This is a genomic window from Phaeovulum molybdatiresistens, assembly GCF_023544865.1.
Lineage (GTDB): Bacteria > Pseudomonadota > Alphaproteobacteria > Rhodobacterales > Rhodobacteraceae > Pontitalea.
The window spans coordinates 157,250-175,300 of record NZ_JAMJFX010000002.1 but is presented as its reverse complement, the minus strand read 5'-3'; the positions used below and the strand labels follow the sequence as shown (position 1 = coordinate 175,300).

The window sequence follows — 18,051 nt, the reverse complement described above, 5'->3', positions numbered from 1 at the left end:
TCAAAAATGTTCAGAACCTGTCTGGAATTAATCCGGTCTGAACTCTTGTGTCAAAGGCGGATTCCGGGGAACCTTTGGCGTCAAAGGCGTGGATGACGGCGGGTGGGGGGAACCATGGACCAGTATGATTACATCGTGATCGGTGCGGGCAGCGCGGGCTGTGTTCTGGCCAACCGGCTGTCGGCCGATCCGAAGAACCGGGTGCTGCTGCTGGAGGCGGGGGGCCGCGACAATTACCACTGGATCCACATCCCGGTCGGCTATCTTTACTGCATCGACAACCCGCGCACCGATTGGCGTTATCGGACCGAAGCCGAGCCGGGGTTGAACGGGCGGTCGCTTTTGTATCCGCGCGGGCGGGTGCTGGGGGGGTGTTCGTCGATCAACGGCATGATCTACATGCGCGGGCAGGCGCGCGATTACGATCAGTGGCGGCAAATGGGCTGCACCGGCTGGGGCTGGGACGATGTGTTGCCGCTGTTTCGCGCGCAAGAGGATTTCCACCTTGGCGCCAGCGATCTGCACGGGGCGGGGGGCGAATGGCGGGTGGAACGGGCGCGCGTGCGCTGGCAGGTGCTGGACGCGTTTCTGGAGGCCGCCGAGCAGGCCGGCATCCCGCGCAATGACGATTTCAACACCGGCGACAATGAGGGCGCGGGCTATTTCGAGGTCAACCAGCGCTCGGGCGTGCGTTGGAACACCGCCAAGGCCTTCCTGCGCCCGGCGATGGGGCGGCCCAATCTGCGCGTGCTGACCGGCGCGCAGGCCGAACGGCTGATCATCGCGGACGGCGAGGTGCAGGGCGTCGTCTTCCACCACGAAGGCCGCCGGACCGAGGCCCGCGCCGCGCGCGAAACCATCCTCAGCGCGGGGTCGATCGGGTCGGTCCAGATCCTGGAACTGTCGGGCGTGGGACGGGGCGATGTGCTGCAATCGGCGGGCATCACGCCGCAGGTCGAGGTGGCCGCTTTGGGGGAAAACCTGCAAGACCATCTGCAGCTGCGCCTGGTCTACAAGGTGCAGGGCGTGCCCACGCTGAACGAAAAGGCCAGCAGCCTGTGGGGCAAGGCCGCGATCGGGCTGGAATATCTGCTGAAACGGTCGGGCCCGATGTCGATGGCGCCCAGCCAGCTGGGGATCTTTACCCGATCGGGCCCCGACAAGGACACCGCGGATCTGGAATATCACGTCCAGCCCGTCAGCCTGGACAAGTTCGGCGACCCGGTCCATCCCTTCCCGGCGATGACCGCCAGCGTGTGCAACCTGCGCCCGGAAAGCCGCGGCTCGGTCCATGTGAAAAGCCCAGATTTTCGCGCCGCCCCCGCGATCGCGCCGAATTACCTGTCAACCGAGGGCGACCGCGATGTGGCCGTGCGCGCCATCCGCCTGACCCGGCAGATCGTGGCCCAACCCGCCTTCGCGCGCTTTAACCCGCAGGAATACCGCCCCGGCCCGGCCTATGACAGCCATGACGATCTGGTCCGCGCCGCAGGCGATATCGGCACGACGATCTTCCATCCCGTCGGCACCTGCCGGATGGGCGCGGATGCGGGTTCGGTCGTGGACCCGCGGCTGCGGATGCGCGCCTTGGGCCGGCTGCGCATCGCCGATGCCTCGGTCATGCCGACGATCACCTCGGGCAACACCAATTCGCCCACGCTGATGATCGCGGAAAAGGCCGCGCGGATGATCCTGGAGGATGCCAGGGCCTGAGCTGGGGCCTGAGCCGTGGCCTGAGCGCGCCCTTGCGTCCGGCGGGGTCAGCCCTGCCGGATATAGCCGCCATAGCGGGTGATGCGGTCTTCAAAGGCGGTGACATTGGCCACCGCATCGGGCGACCGCGCGGCCATGCCCGACAGCAGCATCTCGACCACGGAAAAGGCCGTGGACAGCGAGGGCAGCAGCTGCGGCCCCGCCATCGGCAGCGCCACCACCTTCCACGCCCCCACCGCAAGCGGCGATCGGTGGCTGTCGGTCAGCGCCAGCACCCGCGCCCCGCAATCGCGCGCGATCTGGCAGGCGCGCACCACCTCGGTGGAATAATGCGCAAAGCTGATCGCCATCACGATATCCTCGGGGCCCGCCATCGACAGCTGATCCATGATCGCGCCGGGTTGGGCGGGGGATTCCCGGAAATTGGCAAATGCCATGCTGCCGACATAGGCAAAGTAATGCGCGATCGCATAGCACGACCGCACCCCCACCGAATGCACCCGGCGCGCGCCCAGCAGCGGGTCGATGCAGGATTCCAGCGTCTCCAGCAGCTCGGGCGCCTGCAACAGATCGGCATTGGCGCGGTTGGCGTCCAGCATCTCGGTGAAGATGTCGGTATTGGTGCGCGACCGCAGCGCCTGGGCGCGCGCGGCATAGCTGGGCGCGCGCTGCGCCAGCGCCTTGCGGATATCGGCGCGCAAGGCGTCAAAGCCGTCATAGCCCAGTTCCTTGGCCAGCCGCGTCACCGTATTGGCATTGACCCCCGCCTTGCCCGCCAACCCCCGGACCGAGCTGAAGGCGACCTCGGACGACTGGTCCAGCACCCAGGCCGCCAGTTGCGCCAGCGCCGGCGTGCCGGTGGCGGCGATACGGGCCAGGCGGTCGCGCAGGCTGGGGGGCGGGGCCGTCATTCGTATGCGGTCATTTGGGGCCGTCATTTGGGGCAGGGGCCTGTAATTGCATGCGTTTGCTTTATCACGGGTTTAAAAATAAAACAAATGTGTTATCGTCCGTTCAGAAACGGATATACAACTCAGGAGAGGTTCATGAACATCAAGACATTCGGTGCGGTTCTGGCGCTGTCGGTCGCCGCATCGCCGGTTTTCGCGCAGGAAAAGTTCATCTCGATCGGGACGGGCGGCGTGACGGGCGTCTATTACCCGACCGGGGGCGCGATCTGCCGGATGATGTCGCGCACGCGGGCCGACCACGGCATCCGCTGCGGCGTCGAATCGACGGGTGGGTCGGTCTATAACGTGAACGCCGTGCGCTCGGGCGAGCTGGAATTCGGCGTGGCGCAATCGGATGTGCAGTTCAAGGCCTATGCCGGCGAGGGCAACTTTGCCGATCAGGGCGCCAATCCCGATCTGCGCTCGGTCTTCTCGATCCACCCCGAGCCCTTCACCGTGGTTGCCCGCGCCGATTCCGGGATCGCCAATTTCGAGGATCTGAAGGGCAAGCGCGTCAATGTCGGCAACCCGGGGTCGGGCCAGCGCGACACGATGGAAGTGCTGATGACCGAGATGGGCTGGCAGATGTCGGATTTCGCGATGGTGTCCGAACTGCAGGCCGGTGAGCAAAGCCAGGCGCTGTGCGACAACAACATCGACGCGATGGTCTACACGGTGGGCCACCCCTCGGGCTCGATCCAGGAGGCGACGACGGCCTGCGAGTCGGTTCTGGTCAATGTCGCGGGTGAGGCGGTCGACAAGCTGGTGGCCGACCATCCTTATTACCGCAAGGCGACCATTCCGGGCGGCATGTATCGCGGCAGCGATGCCGATGTGCAGACCTTCGGCGTGGGCGCCACGCTGGTGACCTCGGCCGAGGTGTCCGAAGATGTGGTCTATGCGCTGGTCAAGGCGGTCTTTGAGGATATGGACCAGTTCCGTGGCCTGCATCCGGCCTTTGCCAATCTTGACCCCAAGGAAATGGCCAATGACGGCCTGTCCGCGCCGCTGCATCCGGGGGCGGAAAAGTATTTCCGCGAAGCCGGTCTGATCGAGTGATGACCTTTCGGGCCGCCGCCGCGGGGTGGCGGCCCGATCCGCGTAATTGGGGCAGGTATCAGGGCAGGGGAACGCGATGAGCGCAGATCCGAATGGGGCGGCCGGCGGCCAAAGCGGCGGGCGCGCCTTTTCCGAGGCGGAACTTCAGGATCTGGTGGCCAGCACCGACAGTGGCGGGCGCGCGCCCGACAACCGGGGTGTGGCACTGCTGATCGCGGCGGTGGCCTTTCTGTGGTCGGTGTTTCAGCTTTGGATCGCGCAGCCGCAGCTGTGGTTTGCGCAATATCTGGCGGTTCTGAATTCCTCGCAGACGCGGCCGGTGCATCTGGCCTTTGCGCTGCTGCTGGCGTTTCTGGTGTATCCGGCGCTGAAATCCTCGCCCCGCAGCCGGGTGCCGCTGGTCGATTGGGTGCTGGCGCTGGCGGCCTCGGGCTGCGCGTTTTACGTCTTTCTCTTCTCGCGCGAGCTGGCGATGACGGCGCGCTCGGGCCTGCCGACGCAGAGCCAGGTGATCGTGGGCAGCATCGGCATCGTGCTGCTGCTGGAGGCCTCGCGCCGCGCGCTGGGGCCGGCGCTGACGGTGGTGGGGTCGATCTTCCTGGCCTATGCCTATGTCGGCACGGGCTGGCTGATCCCGGACATCATCGAACATGCGGGGCTGTCCTTCACCGCGATCATCAATGCGCAATGGCTTGATACGACCGGGGTTTTCGGCATCCCGCTGGGGGTGTCCACGGCCTTTGTGTTCCTGTTCGTGCTGTTCGGCGCGATCCTGGACAAGGCGGGGGCGGGCAATTACTTCATCCAGCTGGCCTTCGCGGGTCTGGGCGCGCTGCGCGGCGGGCCGGCCAAGGCGGCGGTTGTGGGCTCGGCTATGACGGGGCTGATCTCTGGGTCGTCGATCGCCAATGTGGTGACCACCGGCACCTTCACCATCCCGCTGATGAAGCGCGTGGGCTTTTCATCCGAAAAAGCGGGCGCGGTCGAGGTCGCCTCGTCGGTCAATGGTCAGATCATGCCGCCGGTGATGGGGGCCGCGGCCTTCCTGATGGTGGAATTCGTCGGCATTTCCTATGTCGAGGTGATCAAGCACGCCTTCATCCCGGCGGTGATTTCCTACATCGCGCTGGTCTATATCGTCCATCTTGAGGCGCTGAAGAAGGACATGCCCGCACTTGGGCCCGCGGCCAGCCTGTCGCGGATGTTTCTCAAGATCGCGGTGGGGTTCGTGGTCACGGGGCTGGCCTTCACGGCGCTGGTCTGGGCGGTGCAGGGCCTGCGCGCCGCGGCCCCCGGCATCGCCGATCCGCTGGTGCTGGCGGTGATCGCGCTTGCCTATGTCGCGGCGGTGCGGCTGTCGGCGCGCCGGCCCGATCTGGCGCTGGATGATCCCAATGCGCAGAAATTCACCCTGCCCACCGTGGCCGAGGTCTTTCCCACTGGCCTGCATTACCTGCTGCCGATCCTGGTGCTGGTCTGGTTCCTGATGATCGAGATGCAGTCGCCCGCGAAATCGGCCTTTTACGCGGTGGCGGTGATGCTGGTCATCATCCTGACCCAACGCCCGCTGAAGGCGCTGTTCCGGGGCGAGGATGTGGCGGCGGCCACCCGCGCGGGCATCGGCGATTTCACAGAAGGCATGATCGCAGGCGCGCGCAACATGATCGGCATCGGCGTGGCCACGGCCGCGGCGGGCATCATCGTGGCCACGGTCACCAAAACCCCGATCGGCACCGAACTGGCGGGCCTGGTCGAGCTGTTGTCGGGCGGCAATCTGATGATCATGCTGCTTCTGGTGGGCGTGTTCTCGTTGATCCTGGGGATGGGGCTGCCGACCACGGCGAATTACATCGTGGTGTCCTCGCTGATGGCCTCGGTCGTGGTCAGCCTTGGCGCGCAGGAAGGGCTGATCGTACCGCTGATCGCGGCGCATCTGTTCGTCTTCTACTTTGGCATCATGGCCGATGTGACCCCGCCGGTCGGGCTGGCCAGTTTCGCCGCCGCCGCCGTTTCGGGGGGCGATCCGATCCGCACGGGCTTTACCGCCTTTTTCTATTCGCTGCGCACCGTCGCGCTGCCGTTCCTGTTCATCTACAACCCCACGCTGATCCTGTATGGCGTCGATCTGGGCACGGCGGCGGGCATCGCGCAGGCGGTCTTCATCTTTGCCGTGGCGACATTCGCGATGCTGTTGTTCGCGGCGGCCACGCAGGGCTATTTCCTGGCCCCGTCGCGGATGTGGGAAAGCGCGGCGCTGTTGCTGGTGGCCTTCACGCTGTTCGTGCCGGGGTTCTGGCTGGACCGCATCCAGCCCCGGTTTGAGGAACTGCCCCCCACCGAACTGGCCGCGGCCTTCGATCACGCCGAACCCGGCGAGGGGGTGCGCTTTGTCGTGGCGGGGCCGTCCTTCACCACCGGCGCGCCAACGCGGCTGACGCTGGTCCATACCGTGGCCGAGGCCGAACCCGCCACCGGCCGGGCCGAGGCGGCGGGCCTGTTCCTGCTGCCCGAGGGCGATCGGTTGTTCATGGATGAACCGATGTTCGGCACGTCCTATCAGCAACAACTGTCGGGCTTTGATTTCTACGGCGCCGACCGGGTCGAGGTGGTGGGGCTGCTGTCGCCTGCCGACCGGATGCCCAAGCAGGTGTTCTACATCCCCGCGCTGCTTTTGCTGGCGCTGGTGGTGATGATGCAGCGCCGCCGCCAGACCAAACCCGCCTTCTGAGGGAGCCGAAGATGACCCGCAAAGTTCTTCTGACCGTCGATCTTGGCAATGAGGCCGCCAATGCCGGCCCGCTGGCCGCGGCGCTGGATCTGGTGCGGGACGGGGGCGTGCTGCATGTCGTCTCGGTCCTGCCCGATTTCGGGCTGGCGCAGGTGTCGGGCTATTTCCGCAAGGGCTTTGAAAAAGAGGCGCTAAGCGGTCTTGGCAAGGCCCTGACCGAATGGGTCAATACCCATGTGCCCGATGTGGTCGATGCCCATCCCCATGTGCTGCACGGCACGATCTATGACGAAATCTTGCGCGCCGCCGACCGGCTGCAGGTCGATGTCATCGTCATCGGTTCGCACCGGCCCGAGCTGAAGGACTATCTGCTGGGCCCGAACGCCGCCCGCGTTGTGCGCCATGCCCGCCAATCCGTTTTTGTCGTCAGGACCTAGGACCCATGCCCCATCACATCTTCGGCCGCTCGACCCGCGGCCATCTTCCCACTGCCGTGGCCGGTGACGGCTGCTATCTGATCGACGCGGCGGGCAAGCGCTATCTGGACGGATCGGGGGGCGCCGCGGTGTCCTGCCTGGGCCATTCCAACGCCGCGGTGCGCGCCGCCCTGCATGATCAGCTGGACCGGCTGGCCTTTGCCCATACCGGGTTCTTCACCTCGGACCCGGCCGAACAGCTGGCCGATACGCTGGTGGCCGCCGCGCCGGAGGGGATCGACCGGGTCTATCTGGTGTCGGGCGGGTCCGAGGCGGTTGAGGCCGCGCTGAAGCTGGCGCGCCAGTATTTCCTGGAAATCGGCCAGCCGCAGCGCCACCGCGTGATCGCGCGGCGGCAAAGCTATCACGGCAATACGCTGGGCGCGCTGGCCACGGGCGGCAATGAATGGCGGCGCGCGCAATTCGCGCCGATGCTGGTGGAAACCACCCATATCGCGCCCTGCTACGAATATCGCGGCCGCGCCGAGGGGGAAACGCCCGAGGCCTATGGCCTGCGCGTCGCCGATGAGCTGGAGGCCGAGATCACGCGCCTGGGCCCCGAATCCGTGATGGCCTTTGTGGCCGAGCCGGTGGTGGGCGCCACCGCAGGCGCGGTGCCCGCGGTGCCCGGATACCTCAAACGCATCCGCGAAATCTGTGACCGCCACGGCGTTCTGCTGATCCTGGATGAGGTGATGTGCGGCATGGGGCGCACGGGCCATCTGTTCGCCTGTGCCGAAGACGCCGTGGTCCCCGACATGATCACCATCGCCAAGGGCCTGGGCGCGGGCTATCAGCCGATCGGCGCGCTGCTGGTGCAGGGGCGGATCTATGACGCCATCGCCGCCGGATCGGGCTTTTTCCAGCATGGCCACACCTATATGGGCCATGCGATGGCCGCCGCCGCCGCCAATGCGGTGCTGGCCGAGATTGCCGAACGCGACCTGCTGACGCGGGTGCGCGAACAGGGCGCGAAGCTGGATGCGGCGCTGCGCGCGGCGCTGGGGCAGCATGCCCATGTCGGCGACATCCGCGGCCGGGGCCTGTTCCGCGGCGTCGAGCTGGTGGCCGATCGCGACACCAAGGCCCCCTTCGACCCCGCCCGCAAGCTGCACGCCCGGATCAAGGCCGAGGCGTTCGAGGCCGGGCTGATCTGCTATCCGATGGGGGGCACGATCGACGGGCAGCGGGGCGATCACATCCTGCTGGCACCGCCCTTCATCATCGAGGATGCCCAGATCGACGAACTGGTGGGCAAGCTTGCGGGTGCGATCGATCGGGCGCTGGCTGCATGAGGCCCTTGCCCCGGATCATGGTGGCGCCCAATGGCGCGCGGCTGACGCGCGCCGATCACCCCGCGCTGCCCGTCACCATCCCCCAGATCGTCGCCTGTGCGCGCGACTGTCAGGCCGCGGGCGCCGACGGGCTGCATGCCCATGTCCGCGATGCGGCTGGGCGCCATGTGCTGGATGCCGGTCTTTACCGCGAATTGCTGGATGAATTGGCGCTGCAGGCGCCGGGCCTTTACGCGCAGGTCACGACCGAGGCCGTGGGCCGCTATTCCCCCGCCGAACAGCGCGCATTGGTGCGCGATCTGCGCCCGCGCGCCGTGTCGATCGCGCTGCGTGAAATCCTGGCCGAGCCGGACCAGGCCGAAACCGCGCGCTTCTTCGCCTTTTGCCGCGAGGCGGGGGTTGAGGTGCAGCATATCCTCTATGATGCCGATGATGTGGCCCGTCTGGGCCAGATGCTGGCCGCGGGCGTGATCGCGGGCGAAGGGCTGGCGGTGCTCTTGGTGCTGGGCCGCTATGCGACGGGGCAGCTGGCCGACCCGGGGGAACTGGATGCGCCGCTGGCGGCCTTGCGCGCGCTGGGGGCGGCGCCCGACTGGGCCGTCTGCGCCTTTGGCCCGCCCGAAACGGCCTGCCTTCTGCGCGCGGTGGCAGAAGGCGGCAAGGTGCGGATCGGGTTTGAAAACAACCGGGTCAATGCCGATGGCACGGTTGCGCGATCCAATGCCGATCGGGTGCGCGATTTTCGCGCGCAGCTGGTGGCGGCGGGCTGAGGCGTCTGCGGTTTACCGAAACTACATCTTGCGGCCCTATGCCTGCGGGCAGGGCCCTTGGCGGAAGGATCAGGGATGGCAATCTCGACGTTGCGATATGCGCCGCTGGCGCTTGTGCTGGTGCTGGCGCTGGCCTGCGTGGCGGGGCTTGCGCAATCGGGCTGGTTTGCGCTGCCGCTGGCGATCTTCGGCGCGCTGTTTCTGCTGGGCCTGAATGACATGATCCAGCCGCGCCACGCGATCTTGCGCAACTACCCGCTGCTGGGGCATTTCCGCTTTCTGTTCGAAGGGATCCGCCCGGAAATCCGGCAATATCTGATCGAAAGTGACCAGGATGAGGAACCCTTTTCCCGTGACGCCCGGTCCATCGTCTATCAGCGTGCCAAGAACGTCGAGGATAAACGCCCCTTCGGCACGCGCATGCGCGTCTATGACGGCGGCTATCAATGGCTGACCCATTCGATCCGTCCCAAGCATATCGAAAACACCGATTTCCGCGTGCGTATCGGCGGTCCCGATTGTCGCCAACCCTATGATGCCTCGATCTACAACATCTCGGCCATGAGCTTTGGCGCCCTGTCGGCCAATGCGATCATGGCGCTGAACCGCGGCGCGAAGATGGGCCGATTTGCCCATGACACGGGCGAGGGCGGGATCAGCCGCTATCACCGCGAAGGCGGCGATCTGATCTATGAACTGGGCTCCGGCTATTTCGGTTGCCGCACCGCCGAGGGGCGCTTTGATCCGGTGAAATTCGCCGAACTGGCCGCCGATCCGCAGGTGAAGATGATTGAGGTGAAACTGTCGCAGGGCGCCAAGCCGGGCCATGGCGGGATGCTGCCCGCCTCAAAGATCTCACCCGAGATCGCCGAGGCGCGGGGCGTGCCGATGGGGGTGGATTGCATTTCGCCGCCCGCCCACAGCGCCTTCGAAACGCCGATCGAGATGATGCGCTTCATCGGCCAGCTGCGCGAGCTGTCCCAGGGCAAACCCGTGGGGTTCAAGCTGTGCATCGGGCACCGGCGCGAATTCATGTGCATCGTGCGCGCGATGCTGGAAACCGGCATCACGCCCGATTTTATCGTGGTCGACGGGAAAGAGGGCGGAACCGGCGCCGCGCCGCTGGAATTCGCCAATCACATGGGCATGCCGCTGGTCGAGGGGCTGACCTTCGCGCATAACACGCTGCGCGGCGTGGGCCTGCGCGACCGGGTGAAAATCGGCGCTTCAGGCAAGCTGATCCACGCCTTCGACATTGCCCGCGCGCTGGCGCTTGGCGCGGACTGGGCCAATTCCGCGCGCGGCTTCATGTTCGCGATCGGCTGCATCCAGGCGCAGTCCTGCCACACCAACCGCTGCCCGACGGGCGTGGCGACCCAGGACCGGCTGCGCCAGCGCGCGCTGGTCGTGCCTGACAAGGCCGAACGGGTGGTGAATTTTCACCGCAACACGCTCAAGGCGCTGGCCGAAATGACGGCCGCCGCGGGCCTGACCCATCCCGGTGGCTTTCTGCCGCATCACCTGCTGATGCGCGAGAACGACCGCGACATGGTGACCGGCGAAGAGGTCTATCCCTACATGCCCGAAGGATTTCTGCTGCGAGAGGATGACACGCGCTTTGGCTATCTGATGCGCTGGCGCCGGTCGCGGGCCGAAAGTTTCGAACCCTTCGACGATGGCGTGTGACCGCGTTGCGTCTGGCTGGGGCGGGCACCCCGGCCCGATCAGGCGGTCTTTTCCAGAACCAGAAAGGTCATCATCCCCAGCGGCGGCAATACGGCGCTTTGGCACAGCCGCAGGCCCGGCGTGCTTAGCACCCGGTCGCGCTTGAAATCCGAATGCCACCCCAGCAGGTTGGCCAGCGGCGCAAAGGCACGCGTGATCACGCCCCAAAGCCCCTTGTCCTGCGCGAAGTGATTTGTGATCACGATCTTGCCCCCCGGCTTGCAGACCCGCGCCATCTCGGCCAGCACCCGTTCGGGTTCCGGGACGACGGACAACACATGCATGGCTGCGACGCTGTCAAAGCTGTCATCGGGGAATTCAAGCGCACGCGCGTCCATCCGGTGCAGGGCAACAACCTGCGACAGGCCATGATCGGCCACCTTGGCGCGCGCCTTGTCCAGCATGTCCGTGCTGTAATCGACCCCGGTCACCCGCATCTGCGGCCCATATAGCGGCAAGGCGAGCCCGGTGCCCACGCCAACCTCCAGCACGGTGCCGCCACGGGCGTTCAGATAGGTCACCGCCCGTTTGCGCCCCGGATTGGTCAGCGGACCAAAGGTCCCGTCATAGACGGGCGCCCAGCGGGCATAGCTTTTCTGAATGGCGGCCAGATCCATATACTTACCTTGCGTCACCTCTACCCAAAGGTGGTAGCGAGCGATACTGCATGGCGCAAGGCGATTGTGGCGCCCCCGCCAGATCACGGCGCGCCACCGGCAAGGTTTCGCATGTCAGACCTGCCCGCGCCGCCCGGGCACCATCCGCCCGCGGCGCGTCACGGCATGGCGGTCACGCCAGGGGGTGTTGACGCGACGGGATCAAAGCCATTCCACTGCGCCATCGTCGCGCGCGACGTCAGGGTGGATCGGTTTGGCCGGGTCGAGCGCAAGCGCCAGTTCATGCAGTCTCAGCCTTGAAAACAAAGGCTCCGCGCAAAGTTCGGCCAGGGCTGGTATGCCGTCGGACATCCCGCCCAAAAGGCGGCTCAGGTCCTCAAGCTCTTGCGTGACCCGATCAATACGCTGCAACCCGCGGATGACCTCGGGGCCCAGTGGGGCGGCCAGTTCCAGGTGGCACATCGACAGCGCCACCTGCACATCGGCCGTGATCTGCGCCAGCCGCTCAAGCTCAGCCGCGATGCGCGCGGTCAGCTGCGACAGGCTGACCCGCCGTACATCAGGTGCGGACTGGACACAGCCCCTCATAGCCGGCCCACGACAGCTTCGATGCAACTGCGCAGATCCTGGGGGGTGAAGGGTTTTTTCAGAAAGTTGTTCATACCGAGGCGACGACCGGTATCGATGATCTCCTTGTCGGCCCGCCCGGTGATCAGGATGAAGCCAAGCCCCTTTGTCCGCGCATCCGTTCGCAACGCGTGCAGCAATTGCAACCCATCCATCCCGGGCATGTTGTAATCTGAAATCACAAGATGCACAGGCGTCTTGCGCAGCACCTCAAGGGCGCTTGGACCGTCGGTCGCATATCCGACCTGCCGGATGCCCATGGCATCCAATGCCTGCGTTATCAGTCCCCGGCTGGTGGACATGTCATCCACCACCATGATGCGAAGCTGATCTCTCAATGCCATGTCGGGTCTCCGTTCTGCGGGGTTTCGCCCCGTCTGTAGGTCGTGATTCCGGCGGTGCGCAGCGCGCCGTTTGCGCGTAGCGGCACACGTTCCGAATGGCCCACGAAAAGCCATCCACCTGGGGTGAGCGCCGATTCGAACCGTGCCCACAGTTTTTCCTGCGTCGGCGCGTCGAAATAGATCACGACGTTGCGGCAGAAGATGACATCAAAGCGTCCCTTCATCGGCCAGCGGTCGTGCAGATTGAGTTCCCGGAAACTGACCATTGCCCTGAGGGGCGGCTTGACCCGGTAAGCGCCCCCTTCGGGTGTCAGAAAGCGTTGGCGCATTGCGTCGGGGATACCTTCGATGGATGCGGCGTCATAGAGCGCGGCGGTTCCGCGTGCGACCATCTCGCCATCGATATCCGTGGCAAGGATCTTCAGATCCAGCCGGTCCAGGTCCTGCCCGGCCAGATCGGCAATCGTCATCGCGATGGAATAGGCTTCTTGCCCACTTGAACAGCCCGCCGACCACAGCCGGACCCGTTGCCGCGCGCGGGCGCGTTGCAACAGGGGGGGCAGCACCTCATTGCGGAGGGTTTCGAAATGATGCGCCTCGCGAAAAAAAATGCGTGACGTTCGTGGTCAGGGCAGAAACCATCTTGCGTCGTTCTTCGGCGCCTTGGTCCGAGGTGACCAGTGCCAGATAGCTTTCGAAATCTGCCAAACCCAGCGCGCGAAGGCGCTTGGCCAGGCGCGACTGCACCATCGAGCGCTTGCCGGGCGCGATCACAATACCTGCAGCTTGATGCAGGATCGCCGCGATCCGGGCGACATCAGCTTCGGACGGGGTTGGGGCATTGAGAAGGGGGACCGACTGTGTCATGCGGCCTCTGATGTTTCGTCAGGAAGCACGGAGCCAAGGTCGAGCACCCGGATCATCCGCCCGTCGATGATGGTCAGGGCCTCGATGAAACTTGCGCCGGCATCGGCGGAAAAATCGGGCGGGGGCTGCAGGTCGCTGCGCGGCAGCGCGAGGATGTCGGAAACGGCGTCAACCAGAAGCCCCACGGATTTGGCGCCCACCTGAACCACGATGATGACATTGCGCGCGGCGCCTTCGACAGGCGCCATGCCGAGGCGGACGGAAAGATCCACCACCGGCAGAACGGTGCCGCGCAGGTTGATCACACCGCGCACATGGGGCGGGGTGTGGGGCAGGGGCGTGGCGCGGGTCCAGCCGCGGATTTCGCGCACCGACATGATGTCGACACTGTATTCCTGCTCACCCAGCCGGAAGGAGAGAAGCTCAAGTTCTCCGGAGGATTTCGTGGTGTTTTCCGTGCTCATCTTGGTCATCCTGCGAGTGCGGTGTCGGGAATGCGGGTGCGGCCGCTGGCATTGCTGACCAGATCGGCCGGGTCGAGGATCAGCGCGATCTGGCCATCGCCGAGGATTGTGGCGGCAGCGACGCCTTGAATATGTCCGAAGCTCTGCTGCAGGCCCTTGATGACGACCTGGCGCTGTTCCATGATCGAATCGACCACCAGCGCGGCGCGTGAGCCATCTTCCAACGCAGTGAGCAGCACGATCCCACCCTCATAACTGGCTTGCGGCGTCCTGTAGCCAAGTTCGGCGCCGATGTCGTATAGCGGCATGAAGGCGTCGCGCAGGTGAATGACGTTGGTCTCTGGACCAAGCGCGCGGATGTCGCCGCTTGCCAGCGAGGCGGTTTCCAGGATCGCGGACAGCGGAACCACCAGCGTTTCGCCCGCAACCGACACGACCATGCCATCCAGTACCGCAAGCGTCAGGGGTAATGAGATCGAGAAGCGTGTGCCCTTGCCCGGTTCGGAATGTATCGACACCCGCCCGCCCAGAGCCTGGATCGCCGAGCGCACCACATCCATGCCAACCCCCCGGCCTGACAGCGCCGAGACTTCCTTGGCGGTGGAAAACCCCGGCAGGAACAAAAGGTTGTCGATATCGGAGTCGCTCAGGACCGCATCGGCGGGGATCAGCCCGCGTTCGATGGCGATCTCGCGCACCTTCGGGCGGTTGATCCCGGCGCCATCATCGGAAAGTTCGATCAGAACCCGGCCGGACCGGTGCTGCGCGCTCAGCGTGACAAGCCCCTCGGTGGGTTTGCCGGCGGCCGCGCGGACCTCTGGCGTTTCGAGGCCGTGGTCGACGGCATTGCGGATCATGTGCGTCAGGGGGTCGGCAAGCCGTTCGATGACGGTCTTGTCGACCTCGGTATTCTCGCCCTCGGTCTTCAGGCGCACCTCTTTGCCGATTGCCGAGGAGGCCTCGCGCACGATCCGGGCCATGCGCTGAAACAGCGGCTTCACCGGCTGGGCGCGGATCATCATCACGCTGTCCTGGATGTCGCGCGTCAGCATCATGAAGGCTTCCAGCCCGGTCATCACCGGGGAATTCGGTGGCAGGCCGGCTTCGGCGACGGTCTGGGCCAGCATGGCCTGGTTGATGACCAGCTCGCCCACAAGATTGCCCAGCCGGTCGATCCGGTCCAGATCGACCCGGACCGTGGCCGAGGGCGGCTCTGCAGCCGGGGTTCCCGGTCCAGCCGCGTTGCCACGGCGGGACGCCGCATCAGCGGGGGGCGGGGTGGTGGCCGGGGGCGGAAGCGGAGATGTCCGATGCGATGCCCGCAGTCGGGTCGGGCGTGAACGATGGTGCCGGGTCTGGCGCCGCGGGGGCCAGGTCTGGGCCCGAAAGGGCAGGCAGCGGCGCGTCCAGGTCCGCGGGCGCGATCGGCGCGATGTCGATTTCGGCCAGATCCTCGACGAAATCGAACACCTCATGGATGTCGGTTTCGGGAATGTCACCGGCCAAGGTGACGACCCAGGCCAGATGCGCGGCCTCGGGGGTCAGATCCTTAAGGGGGGGAAGCGCCTCCAACGCGCAGTCCACCGTCGCCTCGCCCAGCGCGCAAAGCGTGCGCAGAAGGTGCAGCGGTTCATTGCCCGAGGCGTAGAGTTCCGCGCGCGGGCGGAAGGCGATGCGCCAGCCCTGTGGCGCGGGTGGGGTGCCGGGCAGATCCAAGTCAAGATCGAACGCCAGCGTCATCGGCTGAAAATCGGAAATCTCTTCAACCGCTTCGACGGCGGGGGCGCCACCGATCAGCGCTTCCAGCGCAAGCAGGCAGGCTTCGGCGTCCGCGGGCGGGGGCGCATCGTCGCGGGCGGCGCGCACCTCATCATGCAGCAGGTCGGCGGCCTGGAAGAACAGCTTCACCGCCTCGGGCGTCACATCTAGGCGGCCGGCGCGCAATTCATCCAGAACCGTTTCATAGCGGTGGGCGAATTCGACCAGCGCATCCAGGCCAAAGGCCCCCGCGCCGCCCTTGATCGAATGCACGGCCCGAAAGACCACGTTGATCGTTTCGCCATCGTGCTGGCCATCGTCGATCGCCGACAGCGCGTCTTGCAGGCTTTCCAGCAATTCCTCGCATTCGACGAAGAACGAGGCGCGGATTTCTGCCATCGGGTCCAGTGCCATCGCCGCCTCCTCAGCCCGCGACCATCTGCAGCGCCTTGACCAGCTTGGGTGGATCAAAGGGCTTCACGATCCAGCCGGTAGCGCCCGCCGCGCGGGCGCGCGCCTTCAGTTCGGGCGCGGATTCGGTGGTCAGCACCAGAATCGGGGTCGCGCGGTGGCGGTCCTGGCTGCGCACCGCCTCGATGAATCCGAACCCGTCCAGGCGTGGCATGTTGATGTCCGAGATGATGACATCCGGGGCGATCCCGGCAAGCACCTCCAGCCCGTGGATGCCGTCTTCGGCCAGATGCAGGGAAAACCCGGCCCCGGTCAGGGTCAGGCGCAGCATGTCGCGGATGGTGCGGCTGTCATCGACGGCCAGGACGGTCAGGGTCATGGAACGGGCTCCGATTCGAGGGCGGACAGGGGGATGCCGAAGGTCTGCAGCGCGGCATCGAAGGCGTCGGAGCGCGGCGCGATCTGCAGGCGATGGCCAGCGGCGCGCCAGCTGATGGCGGCAGCGCCCAACACCTGCAGCCCCAGCGCGCCCAGATGGCTGACGTCGCTGGCGTCGATCACCAGATCCGCGCCGCTGCGTTCGCGCAAAGCCGTGGCCAGCGGTTGAACGGCGGACAGGTCAAGCCGGGAGGCAAGGGCCAACTGGGTCATCGGGCCCCCATCTTCTTTGTCATCCGGTCGTTGCGCACCTTGTGCCCCTTTCCTTCAAGGATGCACGACCCTTACGACCCCAGCGGTTAAGATAGGTTTGACGGCGCCGGATTTTTCGCGGCCCTGTCGCCAAGGCTCGTGCCTGGTGCGGCGTGATTGACAGGCTGTACTTTTTGGTAAACGTTTTGCTGCCGGCGCGCGGTGTTCCGTCCGGGGTAAGATTTCAAGGGGTTCTGATGGTTCGAGTCGCAGGAATTGCCGCGCTGGTCTGTGCCTGTGCTGCACAGCCTATGGTTGCACAGGATCTTGTTTTCACACCCGGGGAAGATCCGCGCTTTGACTGGGCGTCCTATCGCGCGCTTGCGCAAACCGATCTGTCGGGCCAGCAGCTGACGATCCAGGGCCCCTGGCTCGGCCCGGACAAGGCGGCTTTCGAAAGCGTCGTGGCCTATTTCCGGGCCGCCACCGGGGCCGAGGTGGTCTATGCGGGCTCGGATTCCTTCGAACAGCAGATCGTCATTGATACCGAGGCCGGCAGCCCGCCCGATATCGCGATCTTTCCCCAGCCCGGTCTGGCGGCGGATCTGGCGCGGCGGGGTCATCTGCGCCCCCTGCCGCCGGCGATGGCGGATTGGCTGGCCGAAACCTATGCGGCGGGCGAAAGCTGGGTCGATCTGGCAAGCTATCCCGGCCCCGATGGCATCGGGCGGCTTTATGCCTTGCCCTACCGGGCCGATCTGAAATCGCTTGTCTGGTATGTGCCCGAAAACCTGGCCGAGGCCGGATATGCGCCCCCCGACACGTTCGAGGCGCTGCAGGATCTGACGCGCGCGCTGGCGGCGGATGGCGCGACACCCTGGTGCATCGGCCTGGGGTCTGGCGGGGCGACGGGCTGGCCCGCGACCGACTGGGTCGAGGATCTGATGCTGCGGCTTTACCCGGTGTCGGTCTATGACGCCTGGGTCGGCCATGCGCTGCGCTTTGACGACCCGAAGGTCATCGCCGCGATCGAGGGGTTCGGCTGGTTTGCCCGCACACCGGCCTTTGTGACGGGCGGCCCCGTCGCGGTCGCCGCGACCGATTTCCGCGACAGCCCCCACGGCCTGTTCACCGCCCCGCCGCACTGCTACCTGCACCGCCAGGCCAGCTTCATCCCCGCTTTCTTTCCCGACGGGGTCGAGATCGGGCAGGATGTCGATTTCTTCTATTTCCCCGCGCCTGCTGGCCGCGCCGATCAGCCGGTTCTGGGCTCGGGCACGTTGTTTGCGCTGATGTCCGATGCCCCGGCGGGCCGCGCCTTTCTGGGCTTTCTGCAAAGCCCCCTCGCGCATGAGATATGGATGGCGCAGCAGGGGTTCCTGACCCCGCACAAGGGGGTCAACCCCGACCTTTACGGCGATCCGGCGCTGCGCAAGATGGCCAAGATCCTGCAAAGTGCCACGGTCTTTCGCTTTGACGGGTCGGATCTGATGCCCGGCGCGATCGGGACGGGGGCGTTCTGGACCGGCATGATCGATTACGTCGGCGGCAAGGACGCGGCTGCGGTCGCGGGCCAGATCCAGCGCGTCTGGGACAGCCTGGATTAGGGCCGGGCGC

General features: G+C 65.8%; 19 protein-coding genes. 8 read left to right on the top strand and 11 right to left on the bottom strand.

Annotated features, from left to right (window positions below; translation table 11 throughout):
- The first annotated feature begins 114 nt into the window (after positions 1-114).
- Entirely contained in the window at positions 115-1,713 is a 1,599-nt protein-coding gene (locus tag MXB90_RS03215; protein WP_250040985.1) for a GMC family oxidoreductase, read from the top strand.
- 47 nt (positions 1,714-1,760) lie between these two features.
- On the opposite strand, the gene MXB90_RS03210 is transcribed toward MXB90_RS03215, so the two are convergent.
- A complete protein-coding gene (locus MXB90_RS03210; RefSeq protein WP_250040983.1) occupies positions 1,761-2,624 on the bottom strand; it encodes a MurR/RpiR family transcriptional regulator in 864 nt (287 codons plus the stop codon).
- Between the two features lie 135 nt (positions 2,625-2,759).
- Between MXB90_RS03210 and MXB90_RS03205 the strand changes: the two genes are divergently transcribed.
- The 6 genes from MXB90_RS03205 (at position 2,760) to MXB90_RS03180 (ending at position 10,677) form a co-directional block, all read left to right on the top strand.
- The gene (locus MXB90_RS03205; protein ID WP_250040980.1) at positions 2,760-3,722 is read left to right on the top strand and encodes a TAXI family TRAP transporter solute-binding subunit; all 963 of its coding nucleotides are present in this window, start codon (positions 2,760-2,762) and stop codon (positions 3,720-3,722) included.
- 76 nt (positions 3,723-3,798) lie between these two features.
- Positions 3,799-6,450: a TRAP transporter permease gene (locus tag MXB90_RS03200; RefSeq protein WP_250040977.1), complete on the top strand. Its 2,652-nt coding sequence runs from the start codon at positions 3,799-3,801 to the stop codon at positions 6,448-6,450.
- Positions 6,451-6,461: 11 nt separating this feature from the next.
- Positions 6,462-6,887, top strand: coding sequence for a universal stress protein (locus tag MXB90_RS03195; RefSeq protein ID WP_250040974.1), 426 nt, complete (start codon positions 6,462-6,464; stop codon positions 6,885-6,887).
- 5 nt (positions 6,888-6,892) lie between these two features.
- Entirely contained in the window at positions 6,893-8,221 is a 1,329-nt protein-coding gene (locus tag MXB90_RS03190) for an aspartate aminotransferase family protein (RefSeq protein ID WP_250040957.1), read from the top strand.
- On the top strand, positions 8,218-8,991 hold the full coding sequence (locus tag MXB90_RS03185) for a beta-keto acid cleavage family enzyme (RefSeq protein ID WP_250040955.1): 774 nt from the start codon (positions 8,218-8,220) through the stop codon (positions 8,989-8,991). Before MXB90_RS03190 ends, MXB90_RS03185 begins: the two co-directional genes overlap by 4 nt.
- 75 nt (positions 8,992-9,066) lie before the next feature.
- Positions 9,067-10,677, top strand: a complete 1,611-nt coding sequence (locus MXB90_RS03180; protein WP_250040953.1) for an FMN-binding glutamate synthase family protein — start codon at positions 9,067-9,069, stop codon at positions 10,675-10,677.
- Between the two features lie 38 nt (positions 10,678-10,715).
- Here the strand turns inward: MXB90_RS03180 and MXB90_RS03175 are convergent, their stop codons facing one another.
- The 10 genes from MXB90_RS03175 to MXB90_RS03135 form a co-directional block, all read right to left on the bottom strand.
- A complete protein-coding gene (locus MXB90_RS03175; protein ID WP_250041132.1) occupies positions 10,716-11,333 on the bottom strand; it encodes a class I SAM-dependent methyltransferase in 618 nt (205 codons plus the stop codon).
- Between the two features lie 201 nt (positions 11,334-11,534).
- Complete coding sequence (locus tag MXB90_RS03170) at positions 11,535-11,921, bottom strand: hypothetical protein (RefSeq protein ID WP_250040951.1); 387 nt, start codon at positions 11,919-11,921, stop codon at positions 11,535-11,537.
- On the bottom strand, positions 11,918-12,304 hold the full coding sequence (locus MXB90_RS03165) for a response regulator (protein ID WP_250040949.1): 387 nt from the start codon (positions 12,302-12,304) through the stop codon (positions 11,918-11,920). Before MXB90_RS03165 ends, MXB90_RS03170 begins: the two co-directional genes overlap by 4 nt.
- Complete coding sequence (locus MXB90_RS03160; protein WP_250040946.1) at positions 12,295-12,870, bottom strand: CheR family methyltransferase; 576 nt, start codon at positions 12,868-12,870, stop codon at positions 12,295-12,297. The genes MXB90_RS03165 and MXB90_RS03160 overlap by 10 nt, the downstream gene beginning before the upstream one ends.
- A 1-nt stretch (position 12,871) precedes the next feature.
- Positions 12,872-13,171, bottom strand: a complete 300-nt coding sequence (locus MXB90_RS03155) for a hypothetical protein (RefSeq protein WP_250040944.1) — start codon at positions 13,169-13,171, stop codon at positions 12,872-12,874.
- Positions 13,168-13,635, bottom strand: a complete 468-nt coding sequence (locus tag MXB90_RS03150; protein WP_250040942.1) for a chemotaxis protein CheW — start codon at positions 13,633-13,635, stop codon at positions 13,168-13,170. Before MXB90_RS03150 ends, MXB90_RS03155 begins: the two co-directional genes overlap by 4 nt.
- A gap of 5 nt (positions 13,636-13,640) precedes the next feature.
- The gene (locus MXB90_RS17790) at positions 13,641-14,789 is read right to left on the bottom strand and encodes a chemotaxis protein CheA (RefSeq protein WP_349665896.1); all 1,149 of its coding nucleotides are present in this window, start codon (positions 14,787-14,789) and stop codon (positions 13,641-13,643) included.
- 109 nt (positions 14,790-14,898) lie between these two features.
- Positions 14,899-15,807 carry an Hpt domain-containing protein gene (locus MXB90_RS17785; RefSeq protein WP_349665895.1) on the bottom strand — a complete coding sequence of 303 codons (909 nt, stop codon included), beginning with the start codon at positions 15,805-15,807 and terminating at the stop codon, positions 14,899-14,901.
- A gap of 10 nt (positions 15,808-15,817) precedes the next feature.
- Positions 15,818-16,183, bottom strand: coding sequence for a response regulator (locus MXB90_RS03140; protein ID WP_250040940.1), 366 nt, complete (start codon positions 16,181-16,183; stop codon positions 15,818-15,820).
- Positions 16,180-16,455 (bottom strand): STAS domain-containing protein, encoded by a 276-nt coding sequence (locus MXB90_RS03135; protein ID WP_250040934.1) that lies wholly within the window; start codon positions 16,453-16,455, stop codon positions 16,180-16,182. The genes MXB90_RS03140 and MXB90_RS03135 overlap by 4 nt, the downstream gene beginning before the upstream one ends.
- A 236-nt stretch (positions 16,456-16,691) precedes the next feature.
- On the opposite strand from MXB90_RS03135, the gene MXB90_RS03130 reads away from it, so the two are divergent.
- Entirely contained in the window at positions 16,692-18,041 is a 1,350-nt protein-coding gene (locus tag MXB90_RS03130; RefSeq protein ID WP_250040932.1) for an ABC transporter substrate-binding protein, read from the top strand.
- Positions 18,042-18,051 lie beyond the last annotated feature (10 nt).